We start from the raw sequence: 25,975 nt of genomic DNA on the forward strand, positions 1-25,975 counted from the left end.
AAGTTATTCGTTTGAGGTTATTAGTATTCGTTTAATTTAAATGTTACACCTCTTAGAATGAATTATTATTTTTTATGTGCGTTTACAGCTGCAGCCACAAAGTTTACAAAAATTGGGTGCGGATTGGCAACGGTACTTTTGTATTCAGGATGGTATTGTACTCCAATAAAAAATGGGTGATTCTCTAATTCTACAATTTCTACCAATCCTGTATCTGGATTTACTCCAGAAGCTTTTAAACCTGCTTTCTGCAATTCATCAGCATATTTATTATTGTATTCGTAACGGTGGCGGTGACGCTCAGAGATTGTTTTCTCTCCGTAAATTTTGTATGCTAAAGTATTTGGTTTAATATCACATTTCCAAGCACCTAAACGCATTGTTCCACCTTTATCCGTTATGTTTTTCTGCTCTTCCATTAAACTTACTACTGGATGAGTGGTTTTCTCGTTCATCTCAGTAGAATTCGCTTCTGCATACCCTAAAATATTTCTAGAATATTCGATAACAGACATCTGCATTCCTAAACAAATTCCGAAGAAAGGAATGTTGTTTTCACGCACAAAACGCACTGCTTCTATTTTTCCTTCAATTCCTCTTTCTCCAAAACCTGGAGCAACTAAAACTCCATCAAGAGAACCTAATTTTTCTTCAACATTATCAGTATTGATGTGCTCTGAGTGAATAGAAATCACGTTTACTTTCGTTTCGTTTGCAGCACCTGCATGAATGAACGCCTCTAAAATAGATTTGTAACAATCCTGCATTTCTACATATTTCCCAACCAAACCAATGTTTACAGTTTGTTTTGGACTTTTTAATCTTTTTAAGAACGTATTCCAAGTTTTAAGATCTGGAGATGCTTTCTTAGGAAGATCTAATTTCTTTAAAGCCACAACATCTAATCCTTCTTCAAGCATTAAATTTGGAACTTCATATATTGTAGAAGCATCAATAGATTGAATAACTGCTTCTTTCTTCACATTACAGAATAAAGCTAATTTCTGGCGTAATTCCTGAGACAATTCGTGCTCTGTTCTACAAACCAAAATATCGGCTTTAATACCGCTCTCCATTAATGTTTTAACAGAGTGCTGTGTTGGTTTTGTTTTTAGTTCACCTGCAGCAGCCAAATATGGAACTAATGTCAAGTGAATCACAATTCCGTTGTTTTCGCCCAATTCCCAAACTAACTGACGAACAGATTCTATATAAGGTAGCGATTCGATATCACCAACAGTTCCACCAATTTCAGTAATAACAATATCATAATCGCCAGATTTTCCCAGCAATTGCATTCTGTCTTTGATTTCGTTTGTGATATGAGGAACAACTTGAACCGTTTTTCCTAAAAATTCTCCTCTTCTTTCTTTTTCAATAACTGAAAGATAAACTCTTCCTGTCGTAACGTTATTAGCCTGAGAAGTAGGAACGTTTAAGAAACGCTCATAGTGTCCTAAGTCTAAGTCAGTTTCAGCTCCATCATCTGTTACATAACATTCTCCGTGTTCATACGGGTTTAGTGTCCCCGGATCTACGTTAATGTATGGATCAAATTTCTGAATAGTTGTACGGTATCCTCTTCCTTGTAACAATTTTGCCAAAGATGCCGCGATAATCCCTTTTCCTAATGAAGAGGTCACACCTCCTGTAACAAAAATATATTTTGTTTGATTCATTCTGTTGTTTGTTTGTAAGTAGTTGTGTAAAAAACTTGGCAAAAGTACAAATTTAATTAGACAATTTGCTAATTAGAAAATTTACCAATTAAAAAATTTAAGAAATAGATAAGTTATAATTAGAAAACAATGAATTAAATTCACTTTAAAGCAACATTTTAATGTTATCTCTCTAAAACATTATCTAATTTTCTAAATTTCCATTATCTAATTATTTTAAGGCTTTGGATACTGCTTCTTTATATTTCTGATCAATTCTTCTAAACCATTTAGTTTCAATTCATAAATAAGTTGCAATTGCTGTCCTAATTCTCCTTTTGGAAATCCTTTACTATGATACCAAACAACATAATATTCCGGTAAATCAATTAAATATCGCCCTTCGTATTTCCCGAAAGGCATTTTGGCGTGTGCTAATTTTATAAGTTGTTTTTTGTCTTGATCCATTTTTTTAGAAGAAATATACTAGATGAAAGAATAAAGACTTCACGCCTTTCTTCATGCAAAATTATCACTTATTTTTCCTTTTGCCACTCCCAATAGCTATTAGGAATAAAAAATTATCAGATTAAAAACTTAGCATATCACTATCTCAGTGACTTAGCATCTAAACAAAAAGAAGCAGGAAAAAAGAACTTATTCAATTCTCTTTTCCTGCTTCAAATTTTTGCTTAAGATTATAAATTCACATAAAGCCAAAGATTCACACAAAGATTAGAAACCTTTGCACCTTTGCCCCTCAGCGCCTTAGAACCTTCTTAGTAATGCCATCTCACAAATGCTTCCATTGCCGCATAAGTCGCTAAACCTAATTGGTGGTACAATTCAGCGGTTTCGCGGTTTCTGTCTTCGGCTCTCTGCCAGAACTCTCTAGAGTCAGTTCCCTGGAAAACAACACCGTCTTTCTGCGACTGGTGTTTGAAGATTCCGTGGCGTTTCGCCAGAACCTGGTCGGGACTCATCGGAACTGCCATTTCCACTTCGTCAATCCCCCATTCCTGCCATGCGCCTCTGTACAGCCACAGCCAGCAGTCATTCATGAATGCTTTCGGTTTCAGGTTTTTAACCGATTCAAAAATCGCGTCAAGGCATACCTTATGCGTGCCGTGCGGATCTGCTAAATCGCCTGCCGCATAAATCTGGTGCGGTTTGATTTTTTCAATCAGATCCATCGTAATCTGGATATCTTCCTGTCCGATTGGTTTCTTCTCAATAGTTCCGGTTTCATAAAAAGGAAGTTCCATAAAATGGATCTGCTCGTCCGGAAGCCCCACAAAATGGCTCGTTGCCCTTGCCTCTCCTTTTCTGATCAGTCCTTTTATATAGCGGACTTCAGGAATATCAATCTCGCTGTTCTTTTTGTTTTCAAGGAAAGTCTGCGCTTTTTTGTAGATGCTGTCGGCTTCCTCGCTTTTAATTCCGAATTTTTCATTGTAGTCAATCACAAATCTGGCAAAACGGAGCGCTTCATCATCGGCAACTGCAATATTTCCGGAGGTCTGGTACGCAACATGCACTTCATGCCCCTGCTCCTGCAGACGCATAAAGGTTCCTCCCATGCTGATAATATCATCATCTGGATGCGGGCTGAAGATCAGGACACGTTTTTTTGCCGGTTCTGCTCTTTCCGGACGGTTGGTATCATCTGCATTGGGTTTTCCGCCCGGCCAGCCCGTAATGGTATTCTGCAGTTTGTTGAATATTTTGATATTGATATCGTAAGCCGGACCTGAATCTGCCAGCAGGTCGCTCATTCCGTTTTCGATATAATCAGCATCGGTAAGCATTAAAATTGGTTTTTTAAGGTCTAATGCCAGACCTAAAACCGCTTTTCTGGTCAGTTTATCTGTCCACACAATTTTCTCCACCAGCCACGGTTTGTTGATTCTGGTAAGTTTTGAAGAAGCTTCTTTATCCAGAATAAAAACAGCATTATCATGTTCCTGTAAAAATGAAGCCGGAACTCTGTTCGTTACTTCATCTTCAACTGATCTTTTAACAATATTCGCCTTTCCTTCTCCCCAGGCCAGTAAAATCACTCTTTTCGCTTCCATGATTTTTTTCACGCCGAGTGTGATTGCCGTTCTCGGCGTATTGTTCAATCCAAAGAAATCTTTGCTTGCTGCCACTCTTGTGATATGGTCCAGAGCCACCAGACGTGTTTTTGAGTTCTGGAGCGATCCCGATTCATTAAAACCAATGTGCCCGTTTCCTCCGATTCCCAGAATCTGCAGATCGATTCCGCCCAGTTCTTCGATTTTGGCTTCGTATTCATGGCAGTAATCTGCGATCTGTTCTTTGGTTAAAAGTCCGTCCGGGATATGGCAGTTTTCAGGTAAAATATCGACGTGGTCAAACAGAAGCTCTTTCATAAAACGCACGTAGCTGTTGATTGAGTTCGGCTCCATCGGATAGTATTCGTCCAGATTAAAACTGATTACGTTTTTAAAACTAAGACCTTCTTCTTTGTGAAGGCGCACCAGTTCGGCATAGAGTCCTTTCGGAGAAGATCCTGTTGCCAGACCTAAAATACACGGTTTGTTTTCTTTTTGTTTTGACTGGATTAAAGCGGCAATTTCCTGCGCAACAGCTTTTGATGCCTCACCCGAATTTTCAAATACAACCGTATTGATGTTTTCGAAGCGTTTTTCAAATCCTGTCGCTTTGTCTATTTTACTTTTTAACATGATATAGTTTTTTTTATTCTATTAGCTGATATGCGTATTTCATCTTATAAAGATAAAACCTTTATATGCGATACGAGTATAAATTATTGATTTTAAGCAGAATATTATTTTTTATCTTTCCTATAAAGATAAAATTATCTATCAAAACTGAATCTCATTTCGCTTTGATATACTGCATTATTTTTGCATAGAAATGCGTATTTTTTGCAAAGCAAAGATAATTCAATTTATTAGTAATTTCCCAAATTCGATATGAATATTTTGTTAATATTCGTTTGAATTGTATTGAATGTGTTACAAAAAGAAAAGCCATACAATCATGTATGGCTTTTCTTTTTGTAAGTATTAATTCCAGTTAAAACTAATCTTTTTTTCAATTTCTGAACTTAAACTCAAAAACACCGGACAGGTCATGGCTACACGTTCTAAGATTGTTCTTGCCTTTTGATCTGCATTGCTTTTCATTTCAAAAACAATTTCAATTGCGCCAATACGACGAGGTTCTGCATTCATGATTTTGGTTACTTCTGCAGTAGAACCAACGAAGTCTACTTCAATATCTCGAGCTTTAATTCCCATTACGGTCATCATGCAGCTAGCCAATGCATTAGCAACTGTATCTGTTGGAGAAAAAGCTTCTCCTTTTCCGTTATTATCTAAAGGCGCATCCGAAACGATTTCGCTTCCTGACTGCACATGAACTGATTTCGTTCTTAAATCGCCTAAATAGGTTACTTTTGATGTCATTAATTTGCTACTTTTAAAGTTAAGTCTGAATCGTAATATAAAATGTAGACGCCTTTATTGGCATGCCCTCCATCTTCTTTTTTATAAAACTGAAATTTATTATCTACTTGCTGCGTAGTCATTAAATCTGTTGTTTCTTGATATGTTTTTCCTTGAACCAAACGCATCATTGTATCAAAAGTAACATCAAAACCTCTGGTTGCGTAAGTATTTGGATACGTTTTATTTTTCAGCTTGTATTCTTTCTTAAAGATCGATGCCGATTGTTCATCGCTGTCACGTGTAACTGAAGGATACATCAATTTTAATTTTACCAGATTGTTAAAACTAATTTCATCTGTATCTAATGTGCTGTTTTGTTCTAGAATCACCAACTGTACCTGACAGGTTTTCTGAGCATCTATTAAAGCTTTAATCACCGTTTTAATCATAGCTGTATTTCCAGTTTCCATTACCACATAATTCATTCTATTAGGCAGCAGCAAACTTTTTAGATTAGCAGCATCTAAAGCACCAGTTTCTGTTAAAGATGCAAAAACAACTCCTCTTTGGTTTTGCTTGATATAACTGATAACGGATTCTTTTTTCTTATCTACAACAGCTACAATATTTCCGTTTTTAGATCTCATGTAATCAAAAATTGCATTTCGAACCACATCATTAGACGGAATCGTTTGATACAAGTTATCAATAGGATTTGCAACATCTTTAGACAATGGAGAAATTACGGGAACATTAAACAAACGAAGTGAATTCGCTGTCGCTTCAGCATTATTTTGATAAAATGGTCCGATAACGGCATCCGCATTTTGTAATTTATTCTGAGCAATTAAACTTGAAACATTAGAAGTTGTTTTCGTTTCCTGAGAATCATAAATCGAAACATCAATTGGCAGTTTCAATGTTTTAGCCGAATCAATCGCCATCATTGCTCCAGAATAAAAATCAAGGGTCATATTTAAAAACTTATCTGTTTTTAATCGGGCAGCCATTCCAGTTGTATCGCTTTGTAATTTTGCTAAATTAAATGGCAGTAATAAAACAACTTTTTTACGATCAATCTGACCTCTTTTTTTAGTCAGCTCTACAATTTCAGGATCAATAGAAACGGTTTCTGATTTTACTTTATCTACAATTTTAATACCGCCACCAGTATTTTCATATGATTTTTCAGCAGGTTTTTCAACTTCTTTAGTCGCTATCGTTTCAGATGGTTTTTCTTGTGGCGTTACGATTGGCTGCGGTGCTACATATCCAGCAGGAACTTTCAAAACCATTCCTTCTTTTACTCCTTCAGAAAGTGAAGGATTTAAAGCGATTAGTTCATCTTGTGTTAGATGAAAAACGCGTCCTAAACTATAAAAAGTTTCTTTGGGCTTAACTTGATATTCCATATAACTAACTGCTTTTTTAGAAGTCTCAGCAGTTTTTTTAGGTTCTTCAGTTTTTGCCGTTGTTGTTGTTTCTGTTTTTGGCGCTTTACCTTTAATAGTCAGTCTATATCCAACAGGCAGACCTGAAACAATATCCGGATTACGTTTTTCTAATTCTTCAACAGACATATTATACTGTTTAGCAATACCGAATTTGGTTTCTTTTGGCTGAACATCATGAAAAACATATTTTTCAGATCCACTTTCTTTCGGTTTTTTATCAACTGTTACAGCTGTTTTTGGCATGCTTCCTTTTGCAGGAATCACTAATTTCTGTCCTGTTTGAATGCCATCTTTTTCTAAAAACGGATTTGCTGCTTTTAAGGCTTCATCTGAAATACCATATTTATGTTCGATGCTCCAAAATGTTTCTTTTGGCTGCACTTCATGAATTATTTCTTTTGAATTACCTGCTGATTTTACCGCAGCTGTTTCTTTTTTATCCACACCTTTATTAGTTGTTGACGGAATCAATAAAACAGTATTAGGTTTTATGCCGCTTCTTGCATCAGGATTTAATTCGTAAATATCATAAGGGGTAACTTTGAATTTTTGAGCAATCTGATTGATTGTTTCACCACTCGAAACAGTGTATTTAACTACTTTCCCCTGTGAAAAAGCAGAGCAGGTTACAAAAAAAACAAAGAATACTAATGTTGAAAAATATTTCATAATATGGCTTAAAACAATTTAATTTTTAATTCAATTCACAAGTTAATACTTCCTCTTATACAAGATTCACGCCATTTGTTTACTCTTCAAAAATATTATCGAAGATCGACATCTAACTTAGCAATAATAATGTTCTTATATAACTCATCTTCTTCTTTTTTCTTGCATTGGTACAAAAGTTCTTCTATGTTTTCGAACTTATCTGCGTAAACATAATACGAAAGACTGTTTACATTGAAGAAAAAACTAGCATTAAAATCGCCTGAATCAATGAGTTTCATAATTAACTTATCTCTCATCATTGAATCTGTAAATATACCCAAAACTAAGTAATAGCCATTCGAAACTTCTTTAAGATTATCATAAACTTCAATCTTTATATTTTTTTCATTTTTAAATGGGTTTTCTTTCAACTCTTTGCGCATTTCTTCTATCGAAATTGCTTTTGAAATTTCTTCAGAAACTGGTTTATTTTGCTTTTTAATGGCTTCGCCTTGGTATTTTTTTAGTTTTACCAAAGCCAGTTTATCATTAAATTTCCGGGCTTCCATACTATAATAAGAAGCCTTACTGATGTGACGTTTTACTTCAATTTGTTTTTGAGTATCTAAAGAATCTATCTTGGCAATTAAAAGCTGGTTTTGAGCGTCGCCTTTTTCCTGATCTATTTTATAACGTTTAATTTCTTCTAACGAAAGTCGCTGTTGTAACGAGGTTACGTTATTATTTTTTTCGCTTTCGCGGACTTTTTTCTTGTACTCCTGGTTTTCTTCTACAGCTATTTTTTCTACTTTATTCATTAAACCAGCATACACTTTTCTGTTTTCTGCCAATTCTTTTTTTAGCTGAGAAGACAAATAACTTGTTTTACCGATGCTTTCATAAGAAAGTTTTTCTAAACGTTTAGATTCATCTACATTCAAGATATCCATGCGTTTTAATTCTTTCAAATCGCTGTTCATGGCATTTACCAATGAATCTAATTTTGCCATTAAAATGTCCTGAACATTTTTATTGGCTTCTAAAACCAAACGTAATTTTTCAACCGAATTTTCTTTTGAACCATTCATATCATTCAGATTCACTTTCAAATCGTTAATCTTTATAATTTTCTGGTTCATTTCTTTTTGAACCACAAGTCGGTCTTTTAAATCTTCAATTTCAACCGTTTTGGCTTTTGTTTTTTCAACTACAACTTGTTTTTCGGCTAGAGCCAGCATTAATTCTTCGCTTTCGTTTGCTGGTTTTATTGCTGTAGTATTGATGGCCAACTTGTTTCCAACAATCAATCCGTTTACGATTTCAGGGTTTTGCGATTCCAATTGATCAATTGAAATTCCGTATTTCTTAGCAATCGAAAATTTAGTTTCTTTTGGTTCTACAACATGAAAGACCGTTTCTTGATTGATTACACGAACTCTTCCGTCTACTGTTTTTCGTTTATTTGGGATGGTAATTGTCTGACCAATCTGTAAGCCATTTACCAAGATATCTTTATTGAGGCTTTCTAAATCCTGAACCGAAACATTGTATTCTCTAGCAATGCTGAACAAGGATTCTTTTGCTACAACGTGATGTGTCGTTTTTGAAGGAGCTGCATTTTCCGTTTTAGATGAATTTACAATAATGGGAATAATTAATTCTTGTCCGATTTGAAGTCCGTTTACAAGAACAGCCTGATTGGCATTTTGAATAGCTTCAACCGAAACATTATATTGTTTAGACAAACCAAAGAGTGTTTCTTTTGGCGCAACAATATGGGTTTGCTGCTTTAAATTTGTATTTTCTGAGGAATGAACTGGAATCTTTATAATTTGATTGTCTTTGATTCCGTTTTGAGATTCTGGGTTGAGTTTGTAAATCTCGTCAATAGAAACCTTGTATTTCTGGGCAATAAAATAAGCGGTTTCTCCTTTTTGAATTGTATGTTCAATAATTGAATCTTGCGCAGCTATTTTGTTAAAAGACAAAATAAACACAAGAGAAATCGTTAAAAGTTCTCTCATAAATAGTAGGTTATAAAAAATTAAGGCCTTACAAATGTAAGACCTTAATTTTAATTTATGCTACTATTCCCACTCAATTGTTGCTGGTGGTTTTGAACTAATATCGTAAACGACACGGTTCACACCTTTTACTTTATTAATAATATCATTCGATACTTTCATCAAGAAATCATACGGTAAATGAACCCAGTCAGCAGTCATACCATCTGTAGATTCTACCGCTCTAAGTGCCACTACTTTTTCATAAGTACGTTCATCACCCATAACACCAACAGAGTTTACAGGAAGCAAAATTGCTCCAGCCTGCCAAACTTTATCATATAATCCCCAAGACTTTAATCCTTCGATGAAAACAGAATCTACATCTTGTAAAATTCTAACTTTCTCTGGTGTAATATCTCCTAAAATTCTAATTGATAATCCAGGTCCAGGGAAAGGATGTCTTCCTAATAATTCTGGATCTATTCCTAATGTAGCTCCCACTCGTCTTACTTCATCTTTGAAAAGCATTCTAAGTGGTTCTACAATTTTTAATTTCATATAATCTGGCAATCCACCAACGTTGTGGTGCGATTTAATGGTCGCTGATGGTCCTTTTACAGAAACCGATTCGATAACGTCTGGATAAATTGTTCCTTGCGCCAACCATTTTACGTCTTCTAATAAGTGTGATTCATCATCAAAAACTTCGATAAATACACGACCAATTGTTTTACGTTTGGTTTCAGGATCGCTGATTCCTGCCAATTCAGAAAGGAAACGGTCTCCAGCGTCAACACCTTTTACATTTAATCCCATTCCTTTGTATTGATCCAATACATTTTGGAATTCGTTTTTACGTAAAAGTCCGTTGTTTACGAAAATACAATATAAGTTTTGTCCGATTGCTTTGTTTAATAAAACTGCCGCAACAGTAGAATCTACTCCTCCAGATAAACCAAGAACTACTTTGTCGTTTCCTAATTTTTCTTTCAATTCTCCTACCATTTCTTCTACGAAAGCGTTTGGAGTAAAGTTTTGAGGAACTTCAGCAATTTTCACTAAGAAGTTTTCTAACATTTTTGATCCATCTGTAGAATGGTAAACTTCTGGATGGTATTGAATTGCATAAGTAGTTTCGCCTTCAATTTTGTAAGCTGCGTATTCTACATCATGCGTACTTGCTAATTTTACGGCTTTTGTTGGAAGTGCTTTGATACTATCGCTATGGCTCATCCAAACTTGGCTGTTTTCTGAAACTCCTTCAAAAAAAGTTTCATTTTCTTTAATATAAGACAAGTTGGCTCTTCCGTATTCTCTAGTGTTTGAAGCTGCTACTTCTCCACCGCTGAAATGCGCTAAATATTGTGCTCCGTAACAAACGGCAAGCAAAGGCATTTTACCTCTAATTTGCGATAAATCAGGATGTGGCGCATCTTCTCCTCTAACAGAGAAAGGGCTTCCTCCTAAAATTACGGCTTTATAACTTGATAAATCACTTGGAATGTGATTGTAAGGAAAAATTTCGCAGAATATATTTAATTCGCGAACTCTACGCGCAATAAGCTGTGTATATTGCGATCCGAAATCTAAAATAAGTACGTTGTGTTGCATGCGCAAAAATACTTTTTAAATTCGAAATTGAAAAATCGGAACAATGAAAAAATTTATTTTTTTTTAATCGTCCGATTTTTAGGTGCAAAGGGATAAAGTGACAAAGGTTCCTAGGCAAAATTTAAAGAACCTTAACCTTTGTAACTTTGGACCTTTGTAACTTTGTAACTTTACAGAAAATCCAAACCACTCAAAAATTCGTATCTACAGAAAAACCATTTAAATTTAACTATGAAATCAAAACTTATTGCTCTGACAGTTCTTGTGTCAGTATTTTTTTCATCTTGTAATGCAGTCGATGATTTATTATCTTTTACTATTTCGAATGAAACTTCGATTAAAATCCAGAGTACATCGCCTATTAATCTGCCTTCGGAAATTATCACACCAGAAGTTACCACCAATTCTTCAGCAGAATTTGCAAACAACAAAACAAAAGCAAGTCTGGTAAAAGATGTAAAAATCAGATCGTTGAAATTATCAATCTCTGATCCTTCAGACAAAACGTTTACTTTTTTGAAATCAGTACATCTTTATATTTCAACCAACAATTCTAACGAAATAGAATTAGCGTATCAAGACAATATCAATACCTCTTCAAACACGATTGATTTAATCTGTACGGATAAAAGACTGGATGAATATATTAAAGCAGACAGTTACAAAATCAGAACACAGGTTACTTTAAAAGAAACTTTAACTAAAGACGTAACGGTAAAAGCAGATATGAAGTTTAGAGTGACTGCAGATCCATTTTAATTTTAGGCCCAAAGCAACAAAGCGACAAAGGTTCAGAGGTAAGTGTAAAACTCTGCTTCTCTGAACCTTTGTCGCTTTGCAACTATAAAAATTACTCTTTCGTAACAATAATCGATGCCTTAAATCCTGCTGCTAGATTATCCCAGTAATCATTGGTAACCAACTGGCCTTTATCATCGTAAACCTGAATTTCAGCTGTATTTCCTCCTAAAGTTCCAATGTTTAAAGCTTCGAAATCTAATTTATTGAAACCATTGGCTAGATTTATTTTTACTTGTTTAAAGTTTGCATCTAATAATATTCGCTCTGCAATAACCATATCATTTGAAGAAACTTTCACCAAATCGCCATCAATTGCTCCAAAATCACGGAATTTGACAATAAAATATTCGGCTTTTGTTTTAAAGTCTCCTAATGAAATATTCTTCTTCACAAGTGTACCGCGACCTTCACGCAAACCCGCATCTTTTAAAGCTTTGTCTACATCTTTTTCCATTTTTGCTACATACTGATCACCTGGATTCGCAAATTCATTTTTTTCATACATCGAAAATTTGCTTTTCTCTGCACCAACCTGCAATTGAGATTTTGGCGTTATGCTGGTATTATCAAAAACGTTTGGCGTTTTTATACTCGGCATATCTGTAGTTTCTGCTTGGGGATCTTTTACAGGAGTGGGAATTTTTTTGGGTTTTGCACTAAATTTCGGTGCAGCGATAGGTTTGTATTTGGTTCCAAATTCTGTTTGTGCTGAAACCGTTACAGCAGCAAAAAATAATATGAAAAATAAAATATGCTTCATTGAAAAAGTTTTATCGAATGGGCTTTTAATTTTTTAATAGAATCAAGTACATCACAAAAATAACATAAATAAATTTGGCGCGACAACTTTAAGACTATTATAACAATATATTAGGCTATTTTTTGGAATCAAAAAACCTGCCAAAAATCCAATGATTAATTCTTAAGACAAAAAAATTAAATTTCAAACCTGCAGGGGCATTTCGTTATTTTTTTGTTTAAAAAGAACACACCATTTTGATTCTTACCAACTTATTCTTAACTTCATTATCAAATTTATTTTATCTTAAAATACAAACAAGATGGACTATATTGACTATTACAAAGTATTGGATGTTACAAAATCTGCTACGGAAGCCGAAATAAAAAAAGCGTATCGAAAACTGGCACGTAAATATCATCCTGATTTGAATCCTAATGACAAAGAAGCGGAAAAAAAATTCAAGGAAATCAATGAAGCAAACGAAGTTTTAAGCAATCCCGAAAACCGAAAAAAATACGATAAGTACGGAAAAGACTGGCAGCATGCAGACGAATTTGAAAAAGCCGGTTACAATCCAAACCAGCAACAGCAAAGACAATATTCAAGACAAAGCAGTCAGGATTTTTCAGGTTTTGGTGATGAATTTTCAGGAAGCGATTTCTCAGATTTTTTCAATTCTATGTATGGATCTGGAAGAAGCAGTCGAAGTCAATCCAAATATAGAGGACAAGATTTTAATGCCGAACTGCAACTGGATTTGACTGCAGCTTATACCACTCACAAACAAAATTTAACCGTAAACGGAAAAAATATCAGAATTACTATTCCGGCTGGAGTTGAAAACGGACAGGTTATAAAAATTCCGGGACATGGCGGACCAGGTGTTAATGGTGGTCCAAATGGTGATTTATATATTACTTTTTTAATCGATAATAACTCCGATTTTAAACGTGAAGGCAATAATTTGTATTCAAATGTTGATCTGGATTTATACACGGCAATTTTAGGCGGTGAAATTAACATTAAAACTTTTGATGGAAAGGTAAAAATCAAAGTTCCTGCCGAAACTCAGCCGGGAACTAAGATCAAATTAAAGGGAAAAGGTTTTCCGGTTTATAAAAAAGAAAATCAGTTTGGTGATTTGTATGTGACTTATAATTTAAAAATCCCAACCAATCTATCGCAAAAAGAAAAAGAGTTATTTGAAGAATTATCTAAAATTAGAAAGTCATGAGCAGTAAAAATTTAATTCAAATAAAACAATTTTGTCTGTATCACGAAATTGAAAATACTTTTATAAAAGACCTTAATAATTATGGTCTGGTTGAAATTATTATTCAAGAAAATGATGAATTTCTACAGTCGGAACAACTGCCGGCAATAGAAAAAATGATGCGTATGCATTATGACCTCAATATCAACATGGAAGGAATTGATGCTATTTATCACCTTTTAAACAAGATCGAAGTTTTGCAGCAGCATTTAACCAATACACAAAACAAACTCCGGATTTACGAAGAAAACCAAAGTGAATAAATATCACAAAAAAGAACCATTTATAATGTGATTTCAACTTATTATAATTCTTTTATACGAGCCTTATTTCATAAATTGCAGCGCATTAATTAATCTGAATTTGTTTCTAAAATCTAAAGAAAGAATTCAAAAAAACTCATAAAATGAAAAGAGAAAACATCTTAACAGGATCACCTTGGGAAGACAAAATGGGATACTGCCGCGCTGTAAGAATTGGTAATATTATTGAAGTTTCGGGAACTGTTGCGATTGTGGACGGCGATAAAGTAAAAGCCGATGATGCTTATGCACAAACGTATAATATTATAGAGCGTGTCGAAAAAGTATTAGAAGACTTAAATGTAGGCATTAAAGATGTTATCAGAACCCGAATTTTCACAACAGATGTTTCTACTTTTGAAGAAGTAGCCAGAGCGCATTCGGCATTTTTTAAAGATGTAAAACCTACAACTGGTTTTTATGGAATCAGCAAACTGGTTGCTCCAGAATATTTGGTTGAAATAGAATTTACTGCTGTGGTTCAGTAATTATTTTATAGCCACGAATTCACGAATTATTATATTCTATAACCCGTTGGGTGAAATTAAAAAATTCAAATATTTTAACACATAGGGACACAGATTTTTGTGTCGAAAAAGAAAATGGAAGAAACAAGTTTCCAACATAGCTAAACTATGTGCATTTAAACTAGTGAAACGCCTTTTTTTTAAGTTTAGATAAACTATGTTTCTATGTGTTGAAAATAATTTCCAACGAGTATTCTATAGTAATTTTTTAAATTTGTGAATTCGTGGCAAAAAAAAAGCCTCTTCATATTAATGAATACTCCAAATCCAAAACAATTACTGCTTGATATTCCGAAATGGATTCTTATTTGTCTCTTAATCGGTATATTTTCAGGATCGGCTTCAGCTTTCTTTTTAGTTTCTTTAGAATGGGTGACACAATTCAGAATGGCGCATGATTGGATCATTTGGCTTTTGCCTGTGGGTGGATTTCTAGTAGGTTTAAGCTATTATTACTGGGGAGAATCTGTCGTGAAAGGAAATAACCTTTTATTGGAAGAATATGAAAATCCACATAAAGTAATTCCGTTAAAAATGGCACCTTTAGTCCTTCTGGGAACTTTGTTAACTCACTTGTTTGGAGGATCAGCAGGACGTGAAGGAACAGCAGTACAAATGGGAGGCGCTATTTCTGATCAGTTCACGAAAATTTTCAAACTCAAGAATACCGAACGCAAAATTTTAATCATTTTAGGAATCAGTGCTGGTTTTGCATCAGTTTTCGGAACACCATTGGCAGGAGCTATTTTTGCCTTAGAAGTTTTATACTTCAGTAAAATTAATTTCAAAAGCATCCTCCTTTCTTTTTTAGTCGCTTACGCCGCTTATTTTAGCGTAGAATTTTGGGAAATCAAACACACACATTACAGCATTCCTGTTATTCCTGAACTTAGTGTAAACAATTTATTCTTTACCCTAATTGTTGGAATTTTATCTGGATTTGCTGCCTTATTATTTGCCAGAAGCACTCATTTCTGGGGATCTCTTTTTTCAAAAAATATTAAATATCCGCCGCTTCGTCCTGTTATAGGCGGTGCGGTTTTAGCTATTGCAATTGCAGGATTGGGATTTACTAAATTCTCTGGACTTGGCGTTCCTGTAATCGTAGATTCTTTTTCAACACCAAATGAATGGTACGATTTCCTGCTTAAAATCTTGTTTACAGGATTTACATTGGGAGCTGGTTTTAAAGGTGGAGAAGTAACACCGTTATTTTTTGTTGGAGCTACTTTAGGAAGTGCTTTATCGGTTTTTATTCCAATGCCAATTGCTCTTTTAGCCGGAATTGGATTTGTTGCTGTTTTCTCAGGCGCCACCCACACTCCTATCGCCTGCACGATTATGGGAATGGAATTATTTGGAATTGCTCCGGGAATTTTTATTGCCATTGCTTGTATTGTGGCCTATTTTTCATCAGGTTCTGTGGGGATTTACAAATCTCAAATTGTAAAAGGTCCCAAATACAAATTGTATCAAAGATTTCAGAAAAAAGAATTAGAGAATCTTTAAAAAAATTGAAATTTCAAAAATTCCTAAATTTAAAATTCAAATTCCTTCAATTTATATGTTTCGTTCCTATGGAACTTTTGTACGACACTTTTATATTTTCAACGGATTAAAATCCGTTGCTACAAAATAAACGTTCCTACGGAACTTAGAAACTTTATAAATAAAAATCCGTTTAAATCAGCGTTTTCGCGATAGCGAATCCTTTTCATCAGCGTTCAATATTAAGCATATAAAAAATTAAAAAAACATTTGATGAGACTGAACACAAAAATGCGGAACACTGAACACTATCGCTGCCTACTAAAAATATTTTCAGCATTACATTAAAAAAATGTAAATTCGCACACTATGAAAATACAAGATATTCAGGCGATACAATTATTGCTTGCAACACCAAAGAAAATAGTCATAATTCCACATAGAGGACCAGATGGTGATGCCATGGGTTCTACTTTAGGTTTATATCATTTTTTACTAAAAAACAATCACCACCCAACCGTGATTGCTCCTAATGATTTTCCAGATTTTCTAGCTTGGCTTCCAGGATCAGAAACAGTGAAAATATTTGAAAAAGATACCGAAAACTGCACTAAAATATTAGAAGAAGCCGAGATAATTTTTACACTTGACTTTAATGCATTTCATCGTACAGGCGAAATGGAGCATACTTTAGCAAAACTGACTGCTCCGTTTATCATGATCGATCATCATGAAAAACCACACGATTATGCGACTTATATGTATTCTGATACATCGTATGGTTCTACTTGTGAAATGGTTTATAACTTTATTTCTTTCCTAAACAAAAAAGAAGACATCGATAAAACCATTGCTACTTGTATCTATACAGGAATTTTAACCGATTCAGGTTCATTTCGTTTTCCAGGAACTACAGGAAACACACACCGTATTATTGCTGAATTAATTGATTTAGGAGTTGAGAATACACAAATTCCGGTTTTATTATACGACAACAGCTCATTCAGCCGTTTACAGCTTTTAGGACGCGGACTTCAAAACATGAAAATTTTTGAAGAACATAAAACTTCTTATACAACCCTTACGCAGGAAGAACTAGATTCTTTTAATTATGTTAAAGGTGATACAGAAGGAATTGTTAATTATGGTTTGAGCATTCGTGGAATAGTTTTTACTGCTATCTTTATCGAAAATAAAGATGAAAAAATAATCAAGATTTCTTTCCGTTCGCAAGGAGGATTCGATGTTAACCAGTTTGCAAGAGATCACTTCAACGGAGGCGGACACATGAATGCCGCAGGCGGAAGATCTGAAGCTTCAATGGAAGAAACCGTTAAAAAGTTTGAAGATTTAGTAACTAAATTAAAATTATAGCCCCAATATGAACTACTTGAAACTTAGTATTTACACCTTGCTTCTGGCAGTTATATTGGCTGGATGCAAGCACCATGAAGAAGCACGCAGACCCATTTCGAGAGCGTCTGGTTCTTTCATGAAAAAATCTGCCGACCGAAATAAAAAACTGGTAGCAAGTGAAGAAGATGTTATTAAAAAAATCATCAAAAGCAATCCAAAAGTAAAGTACTATGCGACTAAAAAAGGATATTGGTTTTGCTATGACGAAAAAAGCAATGCAGAAACTGGTGCTCCAAAAAAAGGAGATATTGCTTACTTCAATTTAGAAATTAAAGACATTACAGGTAAAATCATTTATTCTGAAGCCGATTTAGGTCCGCAGACGTATTATGTTGACAAACAAGACATCATGATGGGATTACGCGACGGAATTAAATACATGAAGAAAAATGAAGTGGTTACTTTCTTGTTTCCATCGCATATGGCATACGGTTATCATGGTGACAACAAAAAGATTGGACCTAATCAGTCATTAATCTGCACTGTAACTTTACGAAATTTTGTTCCAGATCCAGCGCAAGCTCCAACTTCTGCTAATGCTGTAAAACCTTCTGGTTCGACTACGCCAACATCAAAACCTGCAGTTGCAAAACCTGCAGCCCAAACTAAAAAAGATACCTTAAACCCATAAAAAACGTATTAAAAAATGAAGAAGATTTTTCTATTGTTATTAGCCGTTAGCTCGTTTTATTCATGCAAGGACGAACACAGTAATCTGCCTGATGGTTTATATGCTGATATCGAAACGAATAAAGGACATATCCTTGTTGAATTAGACTATAAAAAAGCGCCCGTAACGGTGGCAAACTTCGTAACCTTAGCAGAAGGTAAAAACGAATTTGTAACAAAAGATTATTTAAAAAACAAACACTTTTACGACGGATTAAAATTCCACAGAGTGATTGAAAACTTCATGATTCAGACAGGAGATCCTGAAGGAACAGGTTCTGGAGATGCAGGATATAAATTTAAAGACGAATTTTCAGATTTGAAATTCGACAAAGCTGGTGTTTTAGCAATGGCAAACAATGGTCCAGGAACCAACAGCAGCCAGTTTTTTATTACACACGTTGAAACTCCTTGGTTAACTAATCTTCATACTATTTTTGGACATGTAGTTGACGAAAAAGGACAAGAAGTGGTAAACAAAGTGGTTCAAGGTGATACTATTGTTTCTGTAAACATCATTAGAAGCGGCGAAGCAGCTAAAAAATTCGATGCTGTAAAAGTATTACGTGATTATTTTGGAGAAGCTTCTAAATATACTTTAGCCCAAAAACAAAAAGTAGAATACCTAGAATCTTTAAAACCAAAAGCTACTAAAACAGCAAGCGGATTAGAATATGTAATTACAGAAAAAGGCGCTGGAAAAAAACCAGCAACTGGAGCTCAATTGTACATTCACTATGCAGGTTTCTTAGAAAACGGAACCTTATTTGATTCAAGCATTGAAGAAGTAAATAAAACATTTGGAAAATTTGATGCCGCAAGAGCAGAACAACATGGCTACCAGCCAATTCCTTTTCAAGCAGGCCGTAAAGACGGTATGATTCCGGGATTTATTGAAGGTATCGAAAAACTTTCTTTTGGAGACAAAGCTGTTCTTTTTATTCCATCTCATTTAGCTTATGGAGAAGCAGGTGCTGGAGGAGTAATTCCACCAAATGCAAATATTATTTTTGAAGTTCAATTATTAGAAAAACCATAATTATCTCAGTATAATTTAAAGACTTAAATTCGAATACGATGAAATTTAAATTTCTATTTTTATTCTGTCTGGCTGTTGTAAATATTCAGGCACAAACTAAAAAACCAGCTGCAAAACCTACAGCTGCAAAAGCAAAAACAGTAGCCGCAACAGATCCAAATGACGGAATTTTTGCTACAATTTCAACCACAAAAGGCGATATTGTAGTAGCATTAGAATATGTAAAAGCTCCAGTAACAGTAGCAAACTTTATTACACTTGTAGAAGGTAAGAATCCTTACGTAAAAGTGGAAAGATTAAAAGGAAAACCATTTTATGATGGATTAAAATTCCACCGTGTTATCAATGATTTCATGATTCAAGGAGGAGATCCGGAAGGAAATGGAACTGGAGGCCCAGGTTATTCTTTTAAGGATGAATTTGTAGAAGAATTACGTTTTGAAAAAGGCGGTGTTTTGGCAATGGCCAATTCAGGACCTGCAACAAACGGAAGCCAATTTTTCATTACTCATAAAGACACGCCATGGTTAAATGGAAAACACACGATTTTTGGTCATGTAGTTTCAGGAATGGACAATGTAAACAAAATTGTTCAAGACGATGTGATGACAAAAATTACCATTACGCGCAAAGGCGCTGCGGCAAAGAAATTCGACGCTGTTAAAGTTTTTGCTGAAGATGTAAAAAAACAAGAGGCTAAAAAAGAAGAAGCTAAAAAAGTGGTAACTGCAAAAGCAGCTTACTTCGCAGCAACAAAAGCAAAAGCGACTACAACTGCTTCTGGTTTAAAATATGTAATTACTAAAAATGGAACTGGCGTAAAAGGAGCTGAAGGTTCAACTATTTACTTTCACTACGCAGGATATTTTGAAGATGGAAATCTTTTTGACAGCAGCATGTCAGAAGTAGCTAAAGCTTATGGAAAATACGATCCAAACAGAGATGCACAAGGCGGTTATAAAGCTTTCCCTTTTACAGTGGGTAAAAAAGACGGAATGATTCCTGGATTTATCGAAGCATTAGACATGATGACAGATGGTGAAAAAGCGATTTTCTTCCTTCCTTCTAATTTAGCTTATGGAGAAAAAGGTGCTGGAGGTGTTATCCCGCCAAACGCTACTTTAATTTTCGAAATAGAAACATATCAAAATCAACCGGTGAAATAATCTCGGTTTCAAACATTTAAAAAGGCCATCAGAATAATTTTTGATGGCTTTTTTAATTTTCAGCATTCTGCTGAATCTTCAAATTTCAACATTTCAAATGCTCTGAAACACAAACAATGATAACGTTTGCGCATATTTTCTATTAATTCCTAAATAAAATAGCTTACCTTTGCCGGCTTGATTTTTTTAAAACAAATTATCAAAATGTCACAAAATAACGTATTAAAAGGAGTATTTTTAGTTGCTTTAGGAGCTACAACTTACGGAATGTTAGCCACTTTCGTCAAAATGGCCTATTCAGAAGGTTATACAACTGCAGAAGTAACTACCTCTCAATTTGTACTTGGACTAATTGGTATTTTGATCATTAACGCTTTTCAAAAAGCTAAAAACAAAGATAAAGTCGTAAAAGCAACTAGAAAAAACATCTTTAGTTTAATGCTTGCTGGTACTTCACTGGGAATGACAAGTTTGTTTTATTATCTGGCAGTAAAATTCATTCCTGTTTCTATTGGAATAGTTTTATTAATGCAGACGGTCTGGATGGGTGTTCTACTCGAAATGATTCTAGAAAAGAAATTACCTTCCAAACAAAAAGTAATCGCTGTTTTTATAGTACTTACAGGAACTGTTCTAGCAACGAATATCCTAAACAATGATATCAAATTAGACTGGCGCGGAATTGTCTGGGGAATTTTAGCCGCAGCTTCGTTTACTACTACTATGTTTACGGCAAATCGTGTGGCAGTTGGAATTTCTTCGGCTCAACGCAGTTTATACATGCTTATGGGCGGAGCAGTAATTGTTTTTACTTTTGGCTTTTTTACGCAGGTAACTCCTTTTAATCTGGCAATTTTCTTAAAATGGGGAATTGTATTGTCACTGTTTGGAACGATTATCCCACCGCTTTTAATGAATTTAGGTTTTCCATTAACCGGAATTGGTTTAGGAAGTATTGTTTCGGCATTAGAACTTCCTGTATCAGTTATGATGGCTTTTATCTTGTTAGATGAAAAAGTAATTCTGACGCAATGGCTTGGAATTGTTTTAATTATTCTTGCCATCATCATTATGAATGTCAATTTTAAACGCAAAATTTAAGACTTTTTAGCGCTCATTAAAAAACTAAGCTTTGTAGTGCAATAATTGTTAATTTTTTTATAATTTCGTTATAAATAATTAGCTATTATGAATTTACCTTGGCATCTATATGTAATGTCCGTTCTCTATATACTTGCTGGAGTTAATCATTTTAGAAAACCCGGAATGTATATTAGGATCATTCCCCCGATTTTTAAAAAACCTAAAACAATAAATATCATTAGTGGAGCCGCCGAAATCATACTAGGCATTCTTCTTATGATTTCTTCTACAAGCCAATTGGCAGCATGGGGCATCATTGTGCTGCTTATAGCCGTGTTTCCGGCAAATTTATTCATGTTTCAAAATAAAAAAGCAGGTTTTGGTCTGCCAAAATGGATTTTATTTGTACGTTTGCCCTTACAAATTGTTTTGATTTTTTGGGCTTATCAGTATACCCTATAACAATCAAATCTATTAATCTAAATTTATTTTACTATGAAAAAATTGTTTGCAGAGTTCTTCGGAACTTATTGGCTGGTGTTTGGAGGCTGTGGAAGTGCCATTTTTGCAGCAGCGTATCCTGAATTAGGAATTGGATTTGCAGGTGTTGCATTAGCATTTGGTTTGACCGTTTTAACCATGGCGTATGCTGTAGGGCATATTTCAGGCGGGCATTTTAATCCTGCTGTATCATTTGGATTATGGGCTGGCGGAAGATTTTCGGCCAAAGAACTCATTCCGTATATCATTGCTCAATGTATTGGAGCAATTGCTGCGGCCGGGACTTTATACACAATTGCTTCCGGAAAAGCAGGTTTTGTAATCGATAATACCAAAGCTGGAGCTTTTGCCTCAAATGGTTATGGAGCTTTTTCTCCCGATGGCTATTCATTGCAATCCGCTTTCATTGCTGAGTTTGTGCTGACTTTATTTTTCTTATTGATAATTTTAGGAGCTACAGATAAATTTGCCAATACTAGTTTCTGCGGTATTGTCATTGGTTTGGGATTGACTTTAATCCACTTAATTAGTATTCCTATTACCAATACTTCTGTTAATCCTGCGAGATCGCTTTCTCAAGCTATTTTTGCTGGCGGTGAACCGCTTTCGCAAGTCTGGTTGTTTTTAGTTGCGCCTATTTTAGGTGCGATAGCAGCTGGATTTATTTATAAAACATTGTTGCAGAAGACTGAAGAAGCTTAAAAATATTTCATAAAATTTAAAATGGAAGGAGAAAATCAAATATATTTATATTGATTTTCTCTTTTTCTTTGGATAAAATCGGAAAAGGAAATCGTCATTTCACTCCAAATATTATTGTTATGAACGAAATTATTTCTTACTTCAGTACCATTCCTTCCTCGCATCGGAGTTTAATTTTAATTGGAGGAATTACTATTTTCTGGATGATTGAAAATACATTTCCATTGTTTCAAATGCAGTATCGAAAATGGCATCATGCGGGAATCAATATTTTCTTTACTCTGACTACAATAATCGTCAATTTTGTTTTGGCTTTTATTTTAATCAAAACGGCAAACTGGACTACCGAAAATCATTTTGGAATTCTTCAATGGATTCCTGAAATTCCGCTCTGGATTTACACCATTATCGGTTTGCTTTTATTGGACTTAATTGGGGCTTATTTAGCACATTTGGTGCAGCATAAAATAAAGTTTCTTTGGCGTTTTCATCTTATTCATCATACCGATACTTGGATTGACACCACAAGTGCTAACAGGCATCATCCGGGCGAAAGCGTAATCCGTTTTATTTTTACAACACTCGGAGTTCTTGTCGTTGGAAGTCCTATGTGGATGGTTTTCCTGTATCAATCCTTATCCGTTATTGCTTCGCAATTCAATCATGCTAATATTTCACTGCCCCATAAAGTAGATCTTTTTTTAAGTTATTTTATTGTATCGCCAAATATGCATAAGGTGCACCATCATTATGTTCTGCCTTACACCGACAGTAATTATGGAAATATTTTTTCTGTCTGGGATCGTATTTTTGGCACTTTTACCTCTCTTCCAAAAGAGAAAATAATGTATGGAGTTGACACGCATATGCTGGCAGAAGAAAACAATCAATTGAAAAATTTACTGCAAATTCCGTTTCAAAAATCAAGATCAGCAAAAAACATGAAAAATCATTAAAAAAATGCAATGCAGCGAACCAACTAATTATTTTTTTTATTAATATTGAAATATAAAATGAAAGTCAATCTATTAAACATTAACCCACTATTGAATTAATTTTCACGAGATGAAAAAGAGTAACCGCAAAGAGTTAACTGTGGAACAAACTGAGAAGCTTGTTTCTTTAGCCTTAGAAGAAAGAAATCCATTTGAAATTATCAAAAAAGAATTTGGATTGGCAGAAAAAGAAGTTCTTGAAATCATGAAAAAGAAAATGCCTCTTGAAAAATTTGAGATGTGGAAAAAGAAGGCTATTGCGAATAAACCAAAACCAAAACCAATTAAAATTGATGATTTTGATGAAGATCTAGACGGAAAATATTATATAAAAAATAAATTTGACTAATATAAAGCTCCTGTAAATCAGGAGTTTTTTTATTATATTCAATTTTTTGTAACTTTTTGATATTTTTTAAGTCAAATATCTATAACTAAACATAAACAGATGAAGAAAATACTTTACACCCTGGCTCTTGCGGTAACATTTTGGAGCTGTAAAACGGGTAGTTCTGCCGCCGGCGGAAAAAATGTCGTAGAAGTTAATATCAATCTAACAGACGTAAAAGATGATAAAGTTTTAGTAACTGTAACTCCTCCACCAATTAAAACTGACGAAGTGGTTTACAGCATTCCTAAAACTGTTCCTGGAACGTATTCTACTGACAACTACGGAAAATATTCAGAAGATTTTAGAGCTTTTGATGCCAAAGGAAATCCATTAACCGTAAAAAGACTTGATGATAACTCATGGTCCATTTCAAATGCTAAGGCGTTACATAAAATCACGTATTTAGTCAATGACACTTTTGATACTGAAAAAGGAACTGGATTTGGTAATGATGACGTTTTCTCACCAGCAGGAACTAACATTAAAGCCGGAGAAAATTTCATGGTTAACACACACGGTTTTGTTGGATATTTTAAAGACAAATTAGAAATTCCGTACAAAGTTACCATTACACATCCTGAAACACTTTGGGGAGCGACTTCGATGACAGACCAAGATGCGAGCAAAACAAGCGATGTTTTTACAACTCCACGTTATGCTGTTTTAGTTGAAAACCCAATTATGTATTCTAAACCAGATTATACTACTTTCAACGTAAACGGAATGGATATTTTGATTGCTGTATATTCTCCAACAGGAAAATTTACAGCAGAGAGCATCACACCGGAAATGAAAACGATGATGACGGCTCAGAAAAACTTTTTAGGAAAAGTAAATTCTAATAAAAAATATACTGTTTTATTGTACTTGTCAAGTATGGCAAAAGACGATGCACATGGTTTTGGGGCGTTAGAACACCCAACAGCTACTACAGTTGTGCTTCCTGAGTCAATGCCAAAAGAAAAATTGGTTGAATCTATGAAAGACGTGGTTTCTCACGAATTCTTTCATATCGTAACACCATTAACGGTTCACTCAAAAGAAATCCAATACTTTGACTATAACGCTCCACAAATGTCTGAACATTTATGGATGTACGAAGGAGTTACAGAATATTTCGCGAATCTTTTCCAGATCAATCAAGGATTAATTGACGAAGCTGAATTCTACACTCGTATTGCTGATAAAATCGAGCAGTCAAAAAGATTAGACGATACGATGTCGTTTACAGTAATGAGTAAAAATGTATTGGAGCAGCCTTATAAAGACCAATACTTAAACGTATACCAAAAAGGTGCTTTAATTGGAATGTGCATTGACATTATCATTAGAGAAAAAAGCAATGGAGAAAGAGGAATTCTTGACTTAATGCATAAATTATCAATGGAATACGGCGTTGAAAAACCATTTAATGATGAGGATTTATTCGCAAAAATAACGCAGCTTACTTATCCGGAAGTTGGCGATTTCTTAAACAAATATGTAAAAGGAACAACGCCAATTCCGTATGATTTCTATTTGGCTAAAGTGGGTGTAACAAAAGCTACTGAGAAAAAAGCGGGGGCAATTTTCTTGAAAGGACAAACTCCATATATCAAAATTGATAAGCAAACAAAAGAAATTGCTGTTCGTCCTGATATTGAGCCAAATGATTTCTTTAAAAATTTAAATTTAAAAGGAGGCGATATAATTTTAGCAATCAACAATAAAGCGTATTCTTTAGACAACATTTACGATTTAATTGGTGAAAGTGAAAATTGGAAAGAAAATGATCCTATTACTTTAAAAGTGAAACGTGGCGGGAAAGAAGAAACTATTAAAGGAACTGTAAAACTTCCTTACGAAGAATCTGAAACTTTTAAAGCTACTGATGCTTCAAAAGAAAAACTTAAAAATGCATGGCTGAAAGGATAATCTTTTCAGTTTATAAAATAAAAAACCGACAAGTGATTGTCGGTTTTTTTATGTTTTTGTCAGACTGAGCGAAGTCGAAATCTAACACTCTGATTCAGTTTGTGTGGCTTCAACTTCGCTCAGCCTGACAATGCTAGATTCAACTTCTT

Annotated in this window: 23 protein-coding genes; 15 read left to right on the forward strand and 8 right to left on the reverse strand. The window is 34.5% G+C overall.

The window, feature by feature from the left end:
• Positions 1–65: 65 nt before the first annotated feature.
• The 7 genes from P2W75_RS12305 to guaA all read right to left on the reverse strand — a co-directional run bounded on the left by P2W75_RS12305 (position 66) and on the right by guaA (position 10,817).
• Positions 66–1,679 carry a CTP synthase gene (locus P2W75_RS12305; protein ID WP_276380689.1) on the reverse strand — a complete coding sequence of 538 codons (1,614 nt, stop codon included), beginning with the start codon at positions 1,677–1,679 and terminating at the stop codon, positions 66–68.
• A 216-nt stretch (positions 1,680–1,895) separates the two neighbouring features.
• Positions 1,896–2,126, reverse strand: coding sequence for a DUF3820 family protein (locus P2W75_RS12310; protein WP_276380690.1), 231 nt, complete (start codon positions 2,124–2,126; stop codon positions 1,896–1,898).
• Positions 2,127–2,437: 311 nt separating this feature from the next.
• Positions 2,438–4,366, reverse strand: a complete 1,929-nt coding sequence (nagB, locus tag P2W75_RS12315; protein WP_276380691.1) for a glucosamine-6-phosphate deaminase — start codon at positions 4,364–4,366, stop codon at positions 2,438–2,440.
• Positions 4,367–4,711: 345 nt separating this feature from the next.
• Entirely contained in the window at positions 4,712–5,113 is a 402-nt protein-coding gene (locus P2W75_RS12320; RefSeq protein WP_276380692.1) for an OsmC family protein, read from the reverse strand.
• Entirely contained in the window at positions 5,113–7,218 is a 2,106-nt protein-coding gene (locus P2W75_RS12325) for a LysM peptidoglycan-binding domain-containing protein (protein ID WP_276380693.1), read from the reverse strand. Before P2W75_RS12325 ends, P2W75_RS12320 begins: the two co-directional genes overlap by 1 nt.
• A 95-nt stretch (positions 7,219–7,313) precedes the next feature.
• Positions 7,314–9,224 carry a LysM peptidoglycan-binding domain-containing protein gene (locus tag P2W75_RS12330; RefSeq protein WP_276380694.1) on the reverse strand — a complete coding sequence of 637 codons (1,911 nt, stop codon included), beginning with the start codon at positions 9,222–9,224 and terminating at the stop codon, positions 7,314–7,316.
• A gap of 63 nt (positions 9,225–9,287) precedes the next feature.
• Entirely contained in the window at positions 9,288–10,817 is a 1,530-nt protein-coding gene (gene guaA, locus P2W75_RS12335) for a glutamine-hydrolyzing GMP synthase (RefSeq protein ID WP_276380695.1), read from the reverse strand.
• Between the two features lie 231 nt (positions 10,818–11,048).
• On the opposite strand from guaA, the gene P2W75_RS12340 reads away from it, so the two are divergent.
• Entirely contained in the window at positions 11,049–11,576 is a 528-nt protein-coding gene (locus P2W75_RS12340; protein WP_207297058.1) for a hypothetical protein, read from the forward strand.
• Positions 11,577–11,667: 91 nt separating this feature from the next.
• Here the strand turns inward: P2W75_RS12340 and P2W75_RS12345 are convergent, their stop codons facing one another.
• Positions 11,668–12,378 (reverse strand): hypothetical protein, encoded by a 711-nt coding sequence (locus P2W75_RS12345; protein ID WP_207297059.1) that lies wholly within the window; start codon positions 12,376–12,378, stop codon positions 11,668–11,670.
• A 301-nt stretch (positions 12,379–12,679) separates the two neighbouring features.
• Between P2W75_RS12345 and P2W75_RS12350 the strand changes: the two genes are divergently transcribed.
• From P2W75_RS12350 to P2W75_RS12415, 14 genes are all read left to right on the forward strand, one after another.
• Positions 12,680–13,594 (forward strand): DnaJ C-terminal domain-containing protein, encoded by a 915-nt coding sequence (locus tag P2W75_RS12350; protein ID WP_207297060.1) that lies wholly within the window; start codon positions 12,680–12,682, stop codon positions 13,592–13,594.
• A complete protein-coding gene (locus P2W75_RS12355) occupies positions 13,591–13,896 on the forward strand; it encodes a chaperone modulator CbpM (RefSeq protein WP_276380696.1) in 306 nt (101 codons plus the stop codon). The genes P2W75_RS12350 and P2W75_RS12355 overlap by 4 nt, the downstream gene beginning before the upstream one ends.
• A gap of 143 nt (positions 13,897–14,039) precedes the next feature.
• Positions 14,040–14,423: a RidA family protein gene (locus P2W75_RS12360; protein WP_056204327.1), complete on the forward strand. Its 384-nt coding sequence runs from the start codon at positions 14,040–14,042 to the stop codon at positions 14,421–14,423.
• 291 nt (positions 14,424–14,714) lie between these two features.
• Positions 14,715–15,971, forward strand: coding sequence for a voltage-gated chloride channel family protein (locus P2W75_RS12365; RefSeq protein WP_276380697.1), 1,257 nt, complete (start codon positions 14,715–14,717; stop codon positions 15,969–15,971).
• A 348-nt stretch (positions 15,972–16,319) separates the two neighbouring features.
• Positions 16,320–17,324, forward strand: a complete 1,005-nt coding sequence (locus tag P2W75_RS12370) for a bifunctional oligoribonuclease/PAP phosphatase NrnA (RefSeq protein WP_207297063.1) — start codon at positions 16,320–16,322, stop codon at positions 17,322–17,324.
• Between the two features lie 7 nt (positions 17,325–17,331).
• Positions 17,332–17,997 carry a gliding motility-associated peptidyl-prolyl isomerase GldI gene (gene gldI / locus P2W75_RS12375; RefSeq protein ID WP_207297064.1) on the forward strand — a complete coding sequence of 222 codons (666 nt, stop codon included), beginning with the start codon at positions 17,332–17,334 and terminating at the stop codon, positions 17,995–17,997.
• A gap of 15 nt (positions 17,998–18,012) precedes the next feature.
• Positions 18,013–19,074, forward strand: a complete 1,062-nt coding sequence (locus P2W75_RS12380) for a peptidylprolyl isomerase (RefSeq protein WP_207297065.1) — start codon at positions 18,013–18,015, stop codon at positions 19,072–19,074.
• Between the two features lie 38 nt (positions 19,075–19,112).
• Positions 19,113–20,240 (forward strand): peptidylprolyl isomerase, encoded by a 1,128-nt coding sequence (locus tag P2W75_RS12385; RefSeq protein ID WP_276380698.1) that lies wholly within the window; start codon positions 19,113–19,115, stop codon positions 20,238–20,240.
• 204 nt (positions 20,241–20,444) lie between these two features.
• On the forward strand, positions 20,445–21,341 hold the full coding sequence (locus P2W75_RS12390) for a DMT family transporter (protein WP_276380699.1): 897 nt from the start codon (positions 20,445–20,447) through the stop codon (positions 21,339–21,341).
• A gap of 87 nt (positions 21,342–21,428) precedes the next feature.
• Positions 21,429–21,785: a DoxX family protein gene (locus tag P2W75_RS12395; RefSeq protein WP_276380700.1), complete on the forward strand. Its 357-nt coding sequence runs from the start codon at positions 21,429–21,431 to the stop codon at positions 21,783–21,785.
• Between the two features lie 33 nt (positions 21,786–21,818).
• Complete coding sequence (gene aqpZ, locus P2W75_RS12400) at positions 21,819–22,526, forward strand: aquaporin Z (RefSeq protein WP_207297069.1); 708 nt, start codon at positions 21,819–21,821, stop codon at positions 22,524–22,526.
• Positions 22,527–22,645: 119 nt separating this feature from the next.
• Positions 22,646–23,482 carry a sterol desaturase family protein gene (locus P2W75_RS12405; RefSeq protein ID WP_276380701.1) on the forward strand — a complete coding sequence of 279 codons (837 nt, stop codon included), beginning with the start codon at positions 22,646–22,648 and terminating at the stop codon, positions 23,480–23,482.
• A 109-nt stretch (positions 23,483–23,591) separates the two neighbouring features.
• The gene (locus P2W75_RS12410; RefSeq protein ID WP_207297071.1) at positions 23,592–23,870 is read left to right on the forward strand and encodes a DUF2805 domain-containing protein; all 279 of its coding nucleotides are present in this window, start codon (positions 23,592–23,594) and stop codon (positions 23,868–23,870) included.
• A 99-nt stretch (positions 23,871–23,969) separates the two neighbouring features.
• Positions 23,970–25,826, forward strand: coding sequence for a peptidase M61 (locus tag P2W75_RS12415; protein ID WP_276380702.1), 1,857 nt, complete (start codon positions 23,970–23,972; stop codon positions 25,824–25,826).
• The last annotated feature ends 149 nt before the right edge of the window (positions 25,827–25,975 follow it).

The organism is Flavobacterium sp. H4147, assembly GCF_029360735.1.
In the GTDB taxonomy this organism is placed as follows: domain Bacteria; phylum Bacteroidota; class Bacteroidia; order Flavobacteriales; family Flavobacteriaceae; genus Flavobacterium; species Flavobacterium endoglycinae.